Origin of the sequence: Paraburkholderia phenazinium (assembly GCF_900100735.1) — a bacterium.
Classification (GTDB): Bacteria; Pseudomonadota; Gammaproteobacteria; order Burkholderiales; family Burkholderiaceae; genus Paraburkholderia; species Paraburkholderia phenazinia.
In genome coordinates this window covers 211,808-225,052 of the sequence record NZ_FNCJ01000007.1, presented here as the reverse complement: position 1 = coordinate 225,052, position 13,245 = coordinate 211,808, and the positions used below count along the sequence as shown (strand labels likewise).

Sequence of the window (13,245 nt, the reverse complement as noted above, 5' to 3'; positions counted from 1 at the left end):
TCATTCCCCAACGTTCCCGGCATCGGCTTACTTCGTAACGATCGCCGCGGTCAATCCTGCATTGACCAACGGCAACAACAGGTTCAGCACACGGTTAAAGCGCACCAGCCCGCCCGCGTCCACATACACCACATCTTTCGGCTGCAGCTCGAACTGGTTCGCGAGCAGCATGGAGACCGGCGAAGTGGCATCGAGATGCCAGACCTGCGGCTTGAGGCCGGGGCCGCCACGAATCACATAGAGTTCCTTCGCGTCGGCCGTGGTGTTATTCAGGCTGCCCGCCTGCGAGATCGCCTCGCCGAGCGAAAGCTTGCCGTTCTTCATCGGCAGCACCGTCGCCGGCTTGTTGACTTCGCCCATCACGTAGACGCCGTAGTCTTCACGCGCCTCGATACGCAGCAGATCGCCGTTCTGCAGCACGATCCTCGAGGGGTTCTGGTTGTTGTGCAGCATCTGCGCGACATTGACGTAATAGGTCTTGTCGCCGCGCACGATCACCACATGGCCTTGATCCGCGCTCGGCGCAAAGCCGCCCGCCCGGTTAATCGCCTCGGTCAAGGTCATCGGGATGTCGTTGATGGACTGCGAGCCCGGCGCGCGCACTTCGCCGTCGATATAGATCTGCGAGGCGCGGTAAGAGGCGACGCGCACCGTGACCTGCGGCTTCACCATGACCTTGCCGAGATCGGCTGTGATCTTGCGCTGCACCTGCTCGGCACTGTCGCCGGCCACGTGCAGCGTGCCGACATACGGAAACTGCAGGTTGCCTTCATGGTCGACCAGAAAGCCCAACGCCGCATCCGATGGACGCGTGGGCGCAACCGGCTGGCCCTGTGCGGCGGCCAGTTCCGGGTGGTCCCACACCGTGATCTGCAACACGTCGCCGGGGCCGATCTTGTACGGGCCCGACTCGGCGAATAGCGGCGCCAGATCGTTTCCGTCGCCGCTCACCATGGTCTGCTGCTCCTGCTGGACGGTCGCCAGCGTAATATCGGTGATCGGAATCTGTTCGGCCCCAGTGGCCTTGCCATCGTCAGTATTGCTAACCGGCAGGGTTGGCGGTTGAACCATACGCTGGCCAGGCACAACCGAACACGCCGTCAAGACTGCAAACGCCGCCATCATGCCAAGCACGCGCGCACGCTGAACTGCCGTGTGCACCAGAACGGCCCTATACACTGCTTTTGTTATTCGACACATGTTAGTCTCCCTCACTGCGTCAATAAGCGTTGTTATGCACCAGGCCCTTGACGATTGTTGCTGCGATGATGCGCATGTCCAACGCAAAGGACCAGTTGCCGAGGTAATACAGGTCATGCTCCACACGCCGCTCCATTTTTTCGATCTTGTCGGTCTCGCCGCGAAAGCCGTTGATCTGCGCCCAGCCGGTAATGCCCGGTTTGATCCGGTAGCGCTGGATATAGCCCGCCACTACCTTCTGGTACAGATCGTCGTGCTCGAGCGCGTGCGGGCGCGGCCCGACGACCGACATATCGCCGCGTAGCACGTTGAAGAATTGGGGAAGCTCGTCGAGACTGGTGCGGCGCAGGAACGCGCCGACCCGGGTAATGCGGGCGTCGTGGCGCGTCGCCTGGGCGAGCGAGCCGGGCGTCTCGGTATGCAGGCGCATCGAGCGGAACTTGTAGATGGTGAAGACGCGGCCATCCGCGCCCTTGCGTTTCTGCTTGAACAGCACGGGCCCGCGCGAGGACAGTTTGACCGCAATCGCGATCGTCAGCAGCAAGGGCGCGAGCGAGATCAGCGCGACAGCTGCAAACAGGCGGTCGAACATTTCCTTTTGCAACTGCGAGGTCTGTGACAGCGGCGAGGCCACCAGGTTGATGGCCGGCACGCCGAGCAGGTCGATCATCGTGCTCTCGAACATCGCCACGCTGCGCAGGTCGGGCATGAAGCGGATGTTGACGAGGTCGTCGCGCAGCTCTTTCACGCACTCGTGAATGGTGTGCTCTTCCGAGAGCGGCAGCGCCAGCCACAATTCGTGCACGTCCTGGGCGCGGATGTAGTCGGCAAAGCTGTGCAAGTCGTCGAAGGACGGCACTGAAGGAATCACGGCGCTGAGCACGGGCGTGTCGTGCGCCACGTCGAACACCGCCGCGGTACGAAAGCCTGCTGCGGTGCAGCCGTCGATCTTGCGCACCAGCGCCGCCGCATGCGCGCCGCGCCCCACCACCGCCACCTGGCGCAAATTCATACCGGCGAGGCGCACCCGGGCCAGCACACGATGCACGGCCACACGCGAGAAGATCAACAGCGCCCCGGTTGTACCGGTCCAGTAGGCAAACCACAGGCGCGAGACGAAGTCGCTGCGGTGCAAGGTAAACATCAGCACCAGCGCACAGGTCTGCACGGTCAGCCAGGCCAGCGACACCTGCCCCACCAGACCTATCTTCGAGCGGCCGCGCCACGATTCATAAACACCGAAGGCGGGAAAAAGCGCGAGTGCAAACGCCGCCGAGAACGCGACGAAGGCGTAATAGAAGCTGCTCTGCCCGATTTCGTCGAAGCGTATATGGGACGCGATAGCCGCGCCCGAAACGACCAGCACGACATCCACGAGGCGCGCGGCCAATGCTTCAGGCTTGATCATTTTTCTCTCCCCACCCAACTGCATTGAAACGGTTTTTGCCCACTAGGTTTTGCTAACTGCTCGTGCCAACCACTCCTGCCCACTGCCTGTTCCCAACCGACTGCCTGTTCCCAATGCTCTTACCCACCGCTTTTGCCGGCCGCGCTTGCCAGATCGGCCAGACTCAATTGCAGCGGCCGTACGTATCGTCGAAGCGCACGATGTCGTCTTCGCCGAGGTACGATCCCGATTGCACTTCGATAATTTCGAGCGGCACCTTGCCGGGGTTCTCGAGCCGGTGCCGCACCCCGAGCGGGATATAAGTCGACTCGTTTTCGCTCATCAGAAAGCGATCTTCGCCGCGTGTGACCATCGCCGTGCCGCGCACGACCACCCAGTGTTCGGCGCGATGGTGGTGCAACTGCAACGAGAGCCGGGAACCGGGGTCGACCACGATGCGCTTCACCTGGAAGCGGTCGCCGTGATCGATCGAATCGTAAAAGCCCCATGGGCGATGCACCTTGCGGTGTTCCTCCGCTTCGGGCGAATGCTGGGCCTTGATGCGCGCCACCAGCCCCTTGACGTCCTGCACGTGCGAGCGGTCGGCTACCAGCACAGCGTCGGCGGTTTCGACGACCACGATATTGTTGGTGCCCACGCAGGCCACGAGGCGTCCTTCGGAGTGGGCATACGAAGAGGTCGCGCCTTCGAACAGCACCCGGCCGCGCGCAACGTTGCCGGCGGCGTCCTTGTCGAGCGCATCCCACACGGCATCCCACGAACCCAGATCGGACCAGCCGGCCACCAGCGGCACCACTACGCCTTCGAACGGCTCGCCTGCCGGACCGGCGGTGCCGAGCCGCTCCATCACCGCATAGTCAATCGAATCGGACGGCGCCTTCGCAAACGCTTCGGCTTGCGGCCGGAAGAATGGGCCGTCGGCGTGGCCATTGGTGACCGCGGCAAGACAGGCGTCCGCCATGGCAGGCTGCAGACGCGTGACGAGCGCAAGCCACACTGACGCACGCACCACGAAGATGCCGCTGTTCCACCAGTACGCGCCCGACGCGACATACTGCGCGGCGAGTTCGAGCGCGGGCTTTTCGACGAAACGGTCGATCCGATAAGTCCCCGGTTCGATTTCGGTACCGAGGCGGATATAGCCGAATGCAGTATCGGGCCGTGTCGGCGGCACGCCGAGCGTAGCGATCGCGCCGCGCTGCGCATGCAGCGCCGCCTGCGCCACCGCTTGCTGAAAGGCGCAGCTGTCGAGCATGGCATGGTCGGCCGGCATCGCCACCAGAATCGTGTCTTCGCCGTCGGCCGCCGCCAGCGCGGCGGCGAGCGTCAAAGCGGGAGCGGTATCGCGCCGCGCCGGTTCCACCACCAGGTGAGCCGCGACGCCGCTTTCGCGCAACTGCTCGGCCGTCACGAAACGATGTTCGTCGCCGCAGACGATGATCGGCATGGGCCGCACCGTCCACTGCGCCGGAAAGCCGTCGAGGCGCCGCACCGTGTCCTGCAGCAGCGAATGCGTGCCGATCACGTCGATCAACTGCTTCGGATAGTGCTCGCGCGACAGCGGCCAGAGCCGGGTTCCCGAACCGCCGGCGAGGATCACAGGGGCAATGCTCAGACAACTCTCCCGCGGCTCGCTCGCTGCGAGCCGGTCGGCGCCGTCGCCGGTGCTGCCGTCTTGATCGGCGTCATCCCGGTACGCATTTACCATTTTTAGTACTCCTATTACTAAATAGGACGTGCTTTTCCCTTTACGCTCGCATCGCTCGAGATTCGCGCCCTCAATCCGGGGGGCGTAGCCCACTGGCCTCGCGCGAGCCTGCCGTGCCTATTCCTGAGTGACGGTACGGCTGCGTGCGCGGTATTCCGTCGGCGAGAGGGCCATGCGCTTGCGGAAGATCTTCGCCAGACGGTCGCCGTTGCCGGTGCCGCTGCGCCGTGCAATCTTGTCCACGGGCAATTCAGTTTCCGTGAGGAAATTGCAGGCGATGCGCAAGCGCACCTGCAGCAGATAATCCGACGGCGTGACGTGCATCTCGTGCTTGAAGCGGCGCAGGAAATTGCGCTCGCTCATGGCCGCCACGTGCGCCGCATCGGCTACCGACACCGGCCGGTCGCAGTTGGCCTCCATCCAGCGGGCCGCCTGACGGATCTTCTCGCCGACGCTCATGGTGCCGCCTTCGGCGAGGCGCGGCATCAACGCCGCCCCCATGCCGGGCATCACGCGGTCCGCCACGTTGCGGGCCACATCGAGGCCGAGATCGCGTTTGATGAACATCAGCGCGCTCTTGCTCGCATCGTGCCGATCGTTGGACTCGCCCAGCGCACTGTCGCTCGAAGCGTGCGGCAGATACGGGCTCGCATGGCGCAGGTCGTCGTGCTCGGCAAGCCCTGCCGCCGCGAGCACCATGTGGCCTTCTGCAATCGGTTCGATCGTGCGGGTCCGGGCGCGCACCGAGCGCAGCCAGCCCAGCAGGTGCTCGTCGCGAGCCGCCACGTTGGCGCCGTAGCCGCCGGCCACGAACAGCACGTCGAAGCCCATGCTGTAGCGTGCATCGATGCCATCGGTCCACATCCGCGCCGACGACGAACTGGCCACGCTACCGCCTTCCATCGACAGGAACTGCACTTCGTAGGGGGGATCATCGCCGGCATGCACGGTGGCGATTTCGTTGGCGGTATGGAACATTTCGGCCACGATACCTGCTCCCAGCAGGCCGAAGCGGTCGAATAGCAGGATGCCGACGCGGCGCGCCGCACATCGCACATTCACACTAGGCGTGTGCAGCCAGGTGATTCTCGCAGTATCAACGGACATATGCGGCATGATCTTCCCCTACCATGTCATGCGTTGCGAACCGAATCTTCTGATTTTCTAACCTTTTAATAGCATTGCACTGCATCATATCCACGCCGAAAATCGCCGTTGATGGCAGTGACCGAAATGCGCGCGATGTTGGCGGATTGCGTCGCTATATATAAATTCGCAAATTGGAAATTTGGTGCGAACGTACAACAGCTTGGCTAATCGCGACTTTGATCCGTTTGAAATCCAGTTACGCCTGGTATTTCGAGGGCGCACTAAACATCCGACGAATCTTCGGTCTGCTGGACGAGCGCAAGCCAGTACGGCAGGCGAAATCACCGGGGACGGCGATGTTGCGCTGCGGGCGGCAGGAGTTCTTTAGGAGAATCCTCGTACGATGGCCTGAGTGAAACTTTATGATGCATCGCAGCAAGCATGCCTCGTACCATCCTTGACGCAAGGCGGGGTTGCGGGCACCGGCCGGTTCCGGCGCCCCGCCAAACAGCTAAAAATGTTTCAAACGTGAAATTAGATGGGTGGCTGCGGATCGCCTTTCGCGACACGGGCGAAGAAACCCGGCATTGGTTATTTTAGCGAATGCTCTGAAATAGCCTATTTACAACCCGCCAGCAAAGTTGTTTCAAAACTATACAAAGCGATACAAAGGCTGCGACTGACGAAAGTGTTTCAATTCTGAAACGGCACGTTAATTCCATACGTCTGATCTATTGTCCTTTGCGCATTGCCGCGGCGCTGCGCATACGCGCGGCGATATGAACGCGTGGCGGAGCTAGCCTGGTGCTTTCGGACAGCGCTTGACATTTCGGTCCGATAGTTCGCAGTTCATACTAATTACGCCAGCGTAAATGCGTAGCTCTTACTCTGCAAAGATCGTACGATCACACCATTGCATCCTGCGTCAGCACTGCCAGCAGGCAGGCGAGGAACGCGCATGACGTACGACTTTTTTGCTCTCATGGCCTGGGCTTTGTCGTGGTATGCCAGGTCCGTATCCATTATGCTGGCCGTGACGCTGCCGTCAGTCATTGGTCGACTCATCATGAGACACCCGCCGGCCCCGAAGCTCGATGCCGCACGCCCCGTGCGCCCTGCCCGGGGTGCGGGAGGCTGGCTGGCCACACTACAACTGCTGGTTGCGCTCGCCCTCGCCGCCTGCAGTCCGCACAACGAGGCGGCGAGCGCTGCGGCCGCAGCCGCTCTGCCGGCTCCGTCGAGCACGGCTGCGGGGACGACGGCCACCACGCTGTGCGCAGACGAGCACGGCTTCTGCAGCTTCAGCGGCACCGAGCAGATCCGCTACGGCACGCCGAGCCACTATGTGGTGCTCACGCTGACAGGCGGCAAGCCGTGCGACAACAGCGTGTTCGGCGACCCTTCGCCTGGCATGCCGAAACACTGCTGGATCGTGCATCCCGGCGCTACGGCCGAGAACTCACCGGCCATGGCGCCGGCGTCCGCCGTGGAGCACACGGGGGCGCGCGCAACGTCTGGCGCAACGTCTGGCGCACCCGCCACCGCCATTGCGACCTCGCACGCCGCGATCACGTGGACGGCCTGCGCCGCCGAGCACGGCGTATGCACTTTTTCGGGTACGCATGCGGTCAAATACGGCAGCGATACACAATACGTGATCCTGACCTTTAACGGCGGCACGCCTTGCGACAATGGCGTGTTCGGCGATCCCGCGCCCGGCACCGAAAAGCGCTGCTGGTACGACAGCGGCATCGCCGCCACGCCGAGCGCGCCGTCGCTCACCGCTACGCCGAGCGGCAACGCGCTGACCTGCAGCGCGCCGTCCGACCCCGTCAATACTGCGCCGAACGGCGCCCTGGTCGAAGCGGATACGCCCGGCAGCGACGGCACTCGCATGTTCGCCAACGGCCGCCCCTTTGTGGTGAATCTGACCACTCGGGCGAATCAGAGCGACACGCTCGACTGGCAGATCCTCGACGCATGGAGCAACGTGCGCGCTTCCGGCCAGTTCGGGGTGGCGAGCGGTCCACAAGTCGTGTCGCTAAGTTGCATTTCCACGCTGGCCGGCTACTTTGCCGTGTCGGCCAGCCTCAGCACGGCGGGCGCCGGTCTGCCGACGCGCGGCACGCGCCCAGCCGGCATGGCAACCTTCGGCGTGCTGCCGAACCTGACGGGCGTGCTGGCGCCACCCACCTACGCGCGCGAGGATCTACACCGTTTCGGCGGCCAGGGCGCGGCGTATGTCACGCCTGGCCAGAGCTGCTGTTCAGGCGACGGCTACCGGCCGCTCTATCCCGATCTAGGGCTGCGCTGGGTCAACGACAATCGCAACTGGTACATGATGGAGCCGAACGGGCCGAACACCTTCAACGCCGCCGCGTATCCGCTCGCGCCGGTGTTCCGCCCGGGCGACCTGATGCGCCTGATCCAGCTCGACGGCATTCCGGCCTGGGCGAGCCCCACCCATGCGGCCACCCACAGCTATCTACCCGTTTCGCTGCCGGCGTATCAGAGCTTCATGAACCGGGTCGGGCAGGAATCGAACCAGGTGCGCGCGCAACGTTTTCCGCACCAGTCGCGCAACTACTATCAGGTGACCTGGGAGCCCGATTACAACAGCGGCTTGCCATGGCGCGACACCGACGCCAATCTGGTCGCGCTCTATCAGGCCACCTGGGAAGCGATTCACGCAACCGATCCCGACGCGGTGATCATGGGCACCACCAACGCCTCGGTCGCCACCAATACGCAATGGCTGCAACGGCTCGCGCCGCTCGGCATCTCCCGCTATCTCGACGGCGTGTCGATCCACGGCTATTACGACGTCGGCACCTCGCCCTCGCACCCGCCCGAGCGGCTCGTCGGCGATCCCGACCCGGCAAAGGCGGCGCAATCGCTGCCGGCCACCATGCGGGCGCTGCGCCAGCAGATTGCCACCACTCTCAAGCCCGGCGCGCGCCTGTTCGTCACCGAAACCGGCATCAGCTACGACATCGGCTCGAAGTACGGCCCGAATTCGCCGACCCCGAATGTCCTGTACGCACAAGGGGCGCTGGTGGCCCGCACCCACCTGATTCTGCTCGGCGAAGGCGCCGACGTGACCTATCTGTTCTACGCGACGGATTTTCCGGGGCAGATCGGCTACGGACTGTTCTTCGATCTGGCCGACCAGCAAGGCGGTTTCGGCCCGGCGGCGATCAGCCCCAAACCGGCAGCCATGGTGACCGCCGCGATGACGCGCATCATCGACGGCACCAATACGCTCGGGCCGGTGAATGGCGTACCGGCCGGCGTCTATGCGTATGCGTTCCAGCAACTGAATGGCGGCGCGGTAATCACCGCGCTGTGGACCCACAACAATGCCGTCTGGAATGCGAGCAAGGGTTTCAGTTCGACCTATCAGATGCCGTACAGCCTGCAGGTCGACGCGCCGGGCACCTCCGGCCAGGTGAGCGTGCTCGACATGATGGGCAATCCGTCGAGCCTTTCCTATAGCAACGGCATCGCCGCGCTCACGCTCACCGAAGCGCCGATCTATGTGATCTCGGCCAATGCAAGCGTGGCGAAAGCCAACGTCACCGTCCCGACGGGCTATGTCGCCCAGTGATTTGTCCTCGCTCGCAGAGACTTCGGCGCATTTGGCAGGGGTGCGGCACACGGGCGCGCTAGCGCGAGACGCTAGACTGAACGCACCGCGTCATTGCGCAGAGACCGGGATGACGAGCGCAACCCGCCACATGAATCAGGAGTTGAACGAGCCCATGCTTGCGCGACCGGAATTTCTCGACGTCGTCCGCCTTACGCCGCTCATCTCGATCGACCTGATCGTCGTCGACGATCGTGGCCGCGTGCTGCTGGGGCGGCGTGTCAACCGGCCGGCGCGCGGCACGTGGTTCGTGCCGGGCGGGCGGATCCGCAAGGACGAATCGCTGAACGGCGCCTTTAGCCGCATCGTGCGCGAGGAACTCGGGCTGGAGAATGTCTCGCAGAGCACGGCTTGTTTTCGTGGCGTGTTCGAACACCACTACGACGACAATTTTGCCGGCGCAGCCGATATTTCAACCCACTACGTGGTGCTCGGCTATATGCTGGTGCTGCGCGATGCCGCGCCGATCGGGCGCTTCGAACAACACAGCGACTATGTATGGATGGCGCCGTCGGAGCTGCTGGTCTGCCCCGACGTGCATGAAAATACCAAGGCGTATTTTCGCTGAGCGCCGCCTGCGCCCTGTGCGCCCCGTGCGCCCTTACCTCACAGCGTCAGCTCCGGATGGTCCGCCGCGAGCTTCGCATTCAGATACGCCTCGAAGCTCGCTTTCACCTCTGGGTGTTTGAGCGCGAATTCCACGGTCGCTTTCAGGTAACCGATCTTGCTGCCGCAATCGAAGCGCGTGCCGCGATAGCGATAGGCGAGCACCTGTTCGTCGGCGAGCAGCGACTGGATCGCATCGGTGAGCTGAATCTCGCCGCCGGCCCCGGGCCGGGTTTTGCGCAGATGATCGAAGATGCCCGGCGTCAGCACGTAGCGCCCTACGACGCCGAGATTGGAGGGCGCCAGCGCCGGTTCCGGCTTTTCCACCACGCCCGACATCCGGAAGATGCGGTCGTCCCACGCCTTGCCTTCTATCACGCCGTACGAGCGCGTGTCCTGCGGCTCGATCTCTTCCACGCCGAGCGTCGAGCAGTGATAGTGATCGAACACGCTGATCATCTGCGTGAGCACGGGAGGACGGCCGTCGATCAGATCGTCCGCCAGCATCACGGCAAACGGCTCGTCGCCGATCAGTTTCTCCGCGCACAGCACGGCATGCCCCAAGCCGCGCGGTTCGGATTGGCGCACATAAAAGCAGTCGACGTGGCTCGGCTTGATGCCGCGCACCAGATCGAGCAGTTCCTGTTTGCCACGCGCCATCAGTTCCGCTTCGATCTCGTACGACTTGTCGAAGTGATCTTCGATCGCGCGCTTGCCGCGGCCGGTCACAAAGATCATTTCCGTCATGCCCGCGGCGATCGCCTCTTCGACCGCATACTGTATCAAGGGCTTGTCGACCACCGGCAGCATCTCTTTGGGACTCGCCTTGGTGGCGGGCAGAAACCGCGTACCGAGCCCACCGACCGGAAACACCGCCTTATGAACGTTGCGCATTTTTCTTCACTCCCCTTTTGTGACGAATCGTCCCGGTTGCATGCTGCCTGAAGCCGGATTTCCCGCTAAATGAGTTCGAGACTATTCTTCAGACGTCGAGGCCGCCTGCCAACATGTCGCCGTTTGCCGCCGTTCCTGACCCTATCCCGAAGTGGCGCCATGTGGGACGGACGCGCTCCTTAAACAAAGTTTCATCAAACGATTGCCCTCTTTCAACCTTCGCAGCGCGGCCCCGCTCCATAATTTCCGCATCGAAATACGTCTGAGGAGTCGGGACATGGCGATGACCATCGAGATGATGAACGAGTACGGCGACAACGCAGTCCGGGTCGCAATCGATCAAAACGCCGTGCTGCTCGGCGCGCAAGAAGTCGACGCGGTGATCGAGCGTCTGAGCCTGATCCGCGCCGCGATGCGACCCGAGGTGCCGAAGGAGCCGTCGCGCACACACCAATATGTGATCGAAATGGACCCTTGCTGGCACACCGAAAAGCATCCGCTCTACGACGGCGCTGTGCTGTTCATGCGCCACACGGGTCTCGGCTGGGCCGGTTTCGCGCTGCCCACGCCCTCTCTCGCCAAACTCAACGAAGCCTTGGGCAAACATCTCGAAGCGCTGCAAACGGAAGAGGCGCATGCGTTGATGAATTGATTCATTCCATTTCGCGCAGCAATGTATTTCAAAGTTCGCACTCCCAGCTAGCAGGCTGCGATCTATACTTTGTTGTCCGCGTCACTGCGGTCTTTTTCAAGATCTCCTTAGAAGCGCGGCTTAGGCCGCGCTCTTTTTTTGCCTGTCGCTTTTGCAAGGCGACCCGCGCAACGTGTGGCAAGCGCGCTAGGCGCCCCACGCAGTTCATGAACATTGCATAAAATTAAAAAAGACTTAATCAAGCTGGCTGCCCCGTGTTAGCCGCGAGCGTCCATGATGCACGCATCGTCCTTTCCTAGTGTCAGCCCATGAACCAGCTCCAAGCGATGCGTGTCTTTACACGCGTAGTCGATCTCGCCAGCTTCAATCTGGCCGCGAGACAACTGGGCATGTCGGCAGCCGCCGTCACGCGCAGTGTCAGCATGCTCGAGGCACATCTGAACATGCGCCTGCTCAACCGCACCACGCGCAGCCTGTCGCTCACCGAAGTGGGCAAGGAGTATCTGGACGGCTGCCGCACCATTATCGAGAAGCTCGATGAAATGGAGTCGAACCTCGTGCAGACCACGCGCGACCCGCGCGGCACGCTGCGCATCGCCACGCCGATGACCTTCGCCACCTCGGGCCTCGGCACTCTGCTGGCTTCGTATCGCACGCTGCATCCGCGCGTCGACTTTGACGTCACCACCTACGACACGCATATCGATATGGTCGAAGGCGGCTTCGACGTGTGCTTCTCCGACGACCGGCGTCTGGCCAGCTCCACCCTGGTAAGCCGCACGCTCACCAGCATGGAGGAAGTCACGGTGGCCTCGCCCGCCTATCTGGCCCGTCACGGCACGCCGCGCGACCCGGCCGCGTTGAACCGGCACGGCCTGCTGACCGTTTCCGACGGCAGTTCGCGCAGTTGGGAATTCGCGGACGCCAACGGGGTCTACCGCGTCAACACCGGCAGCGCGCTAACGGCCACCAGCAGCGCGATGGTGCGCGTCGCCGCGCTCAACCATATGGGTATCGCCCTGCTGCCGCTGCCATCCGTCACCGACGACCTCGCTCACGGCACGCTCGTACCCGTGCTCGAACAGTACGAAGTGAACGGCGGCCCGCGTCATGTGTCCATCCTCTACTCCGGCCGCAACTATCTGTCGATGAAGGTGCGCAGTTTTATCGACTTCGCGGTGAGCCAGTATCGCGCGCCCGACAAGCCTGTTGCGCTGCGGGTCGTGGCTTGATGGACTGTAATAAAACCTATCGCGAACTATGCCGAAGATACTGACGATCGAAGACGATGAACTGATCGCGGACGACATCGTACGCACGCTCACTTCAAGCGGGTTCTCGGTCGACGTAGCGCGCACCGGCCGCGAAGGCATGGCCAAGGTGATGGCCGGCGAATACGACGTCGTTACGCTCGACCGCATGCTGCCCGACCTCGACGGACTGACGATTGTCGCCACCATGCGCGGCGTCGGCATGGAAACCCCCGTGCTGGTGATGAGCGCAATGTCCGATGTGGACCACCGCATTCAAGGGCTGCGGGCCGGCGGCGACGACTATCTGACCAAGCCGTTCTCGGCGGACGAGATGTTTGCGCGCGTCGAGGTGCTGCTGCGCCGCCGGCCGCGTAATGCGAAGGCCGAAACCTTTTTGCGCACCGGCGCGCTGGAACTCGACCTCGTGCGCCGCCGCGTTACCCACGGCAAGCGCGAACTCGAATTGCAACCCACCGAGTTCCGCGTGCTCGAATTCATGATGCGTCACGCCGGCCAGGTGCTGACGCGCACGATGATTTTCGAGGCCGTGTGGGGTTGCCGCTTCGATCCGGGCACCAACCTGATCGACGTGCACGTGGGCCGTCTGCGCAAGAAAGTCGACACGCCCGGCGAGCGCCCGCTGATCCGCACGATTCGCGGCTCCGGCTATCTGTTCGGTTGACGCGCAAGCGCACTCGCGGTCGTCATTTCTTCCCCTGATCAAGCGCCCGTTCTGCATGCAGGACGCGGCGCTTCAGGCGCTGCAACGGCGCCTTGTTCGTGATGTCG

Annotated in this window: 10 protein-coding genes; 5 read left to right on the top strand and 5 right to left on the bottom strand. The window is 63.0% G+C overall.

What is annotated here, in order from left to right; translation table 11 throughout:
• Positions 1 to 27: 27 nt before the first annotated feature.
• The 4 genes from BLQ92_RS18025 to BLQ92_RS18010 all read right to left on the bottom strand — a co-directional run bounded on the left by BLQ92_RS18025 (position 28) and on the right by BLQ92_RS18010 (position 5,432).
• Entirely contained in the window at positions 28 to 1,125 is a 1,098-nt protein-coding gene (locus tag BLQ92_RS18025) for a polysaccharide biosynthesis/export family protein (protein WP_090685888.1), read from the bottom strand.
• Between the two features lie 94 nt (positions 1,126 to 1,219).
• Positions 1,220 to 2,608 carry an undecaprenyl-phosphate glucose phosphotransferase gene (locus BLQ92_RS18020; protein WP_090685887.1) on the bottom strand — a complete coding sequence of 463 codons (1,389 nt, stop codon included), beginning with the start codon at positions 2,606 to 2,608 and terminating at the stop codon, positions 1,220 to 1,222.
• A gap of 163 nt (positions 2,609 to 2,771) precedes the next feature.
• Entirely contained in the window at positions 2,772 to 4,316 is a 1,545-nt protein-coding gene (locus BLQ92_RS18015; protein ID WP_090685886.1) for a mannose-1-phosphate guanylyltransferase/mannose-6-phosphate isomerase, read from the bottom strand.
• A 117-nt stretch (positions 4,317 to 4,433) separates the two neighbouring features.
• Positions 4,434 to 5,432, bottom strand: a complete 999-nt coding sequence (locus BLQ92_RS18010) for a GlxA family transcriptional regulator (RefSeq protein ID WP_090685885.1) — start codon at positions 5,430 to 5,432, stop codon at positions 4,434 to 4,436.
• A 1,039-nt stretch (positions 5,433 to 6,471) separates the two neighbouring features.
• Between BLQ92_RS18010 and BLQ92_RS18005 the strand changes: the two genes are divergently transcribed.
• Both BLQ92_RS18005 and BLQ92_RS18000 read left to right on the top strand, forming a co-directional pair.
• On the top strand, positions 6,472 to 9,012 hold the full coding sequence (locus BLQ92_RS18005; protein ID WP_143016624.1) for a hypothetical protein: 2,541 nt from the start codon (positions 6,472 to 6,474) through the stop codon (positions 9,010 to 9,012).
• Between the two features lie 154 nt (positions 9,013 to 9,166).
• Positions 9,167 to 9,619 (top strand): GDP-mannose mannosyl hydrolase, encoded by a 453-nt coding sequence (locus BLQ92_RS18000; protein ID WP_090685992.1) that lies wholly within the window; start codon positions 9,167 to 9,169, stop codon positions 9,617 to 9,619.
• 38 nt (positions 9,620 to 9,657) lie between these two features.
• Here the strand turns inward: BLQ92_RS18000 and galU are convergent, their stop codons facing one another.
• On the bottom strand, positions 9,658 to 10,551 hold the full coding sequence (gene galU, locus BLQ92_RS17995) for a UTP--glucose-1-phosphate uridylyltransferase GalU (RefSeq protein WP_090685883.1): 894 nt from the start codon (positions 10,549 to 10,551) through the stop codon (positions 9,658 to 9,660).
• Between the two features lie 283 nt (positions 10,552 to 10,834).
• On the opposite strand from galU, the gene BLQ92_RS17990 reads away from it, so the two are divergent.
• The 3 genes from BLQ92_RS17990 (at position 10,835) to BLQ92_RS17980 (ending at position 13,138) form a co-directional block, all read left to right on the top strand.
• Positions 10,835 to 11,203: a hypothetical protein gene (locus BLQ92_RS17990; RefSeq protein ID WP_090685991.1), complete on the top strand. Its 369-nt coding sequence runs from the start codon at positions 10,835 to 10,837 to the stop codon at positions 11,201 to 11,203.
• Between the two features lie 308 nt (positions 11,204 to 11,511).
• A complete protein-coding gene (locus tag BLQ92_RS17985; protein ID WP_090685882.1) occupies positions 11,512 to 12,435 on the top strand; it encodes a LysR family transcriptional regulator in 924 nt (307 codons plus the stop codon).
• Between the two features lie 28 nt (positions 12,436 to 12,463).
• On the top strand, positions 12,464 to 13,138 hold the full coding sequence (locus BLQ92_RS17980; protein WP_090685881.1) for a response regulator transcription factor: 675 nt from the start codon (positions 12,464 to 12,466) through the stop codon (positions 13,136 to 13,138).
• Positions 13,139 to 13,245: the final 107 nt, after the last annotated feature.

Bases quoted from the DNA above. Each gene is read 5' to 3' on its own strand.
- BLQ92_RS18025 (WP_090685888.1), bottom strand. From the start codon at position 1,125: ATGATGGCGGCGTTTGCAGTCTTGACGGCGTGTTCGGTTGTGCCTGGC.
- BLQ92_RS18020 (WP_090685887.1), bottom strand. From the start codon at position 2,608: ATGATCAAGCCTGAAGCATTGGCCGCGCGCCTCGTGGATGTCGTGCTG.
- BLQ92_RS18015 (WP_090685886.1), bottom strand. From the start codon at position 4,316: ATGGTAAATGCGTACCGGGATGACGCCGATCAAGACGGCAGCACCGGC.
- BLQ92_RS18010 (WP_090685885.1), bottom strand. From the start codon at position 5,432: ATGCCGCATATGTCCGTTGATACTGCGAGAATCACCTGGCTGCACACG.
- BLQ92_RS18005 (WP_143016624.1), top strand. From the start codon at position 6,472: ATGAGACACCCGCCGGCCCCGAAGCTCGATGCCGCACGCCCCGTGCGC.
- BLQ92_RS18000 (WP_090685992.1), top strand. From the start codon at position 9,167: ATGCTTGCGCGACCGGAATTTCTCGACGTCGTCCGCCTTACGCCGCTC.
- galU (WP_090685883.1), bottom strand. From the start codon at position 10,551: ATGCGCAACGTTCATAAGGCGGTGTTTCCGGTCGGTGGGCTCGGTACG.
- BLQ92_RS17990 (WP_090685991.1), top strand. From the start codon at position 10,835: ATGACCATCGAGATGATGAACGAGTACGGCGACAACGCAGTCCGGGTC.
- BLQ92_RS17985 (WP_090685882.1), top strand. From the start codon at position 11,512: ATGAACCAGCTCCAAGCGATGCGTGTCTTTACACGCGTAGTCGATCTC.
- BLQ92_RS17980 (WP_090685881.1), top strand. From the start codon at position 12,464: ATGCCGAAGATACTGACGATCGAAGACGATGAACTGATCGCGGACGAC.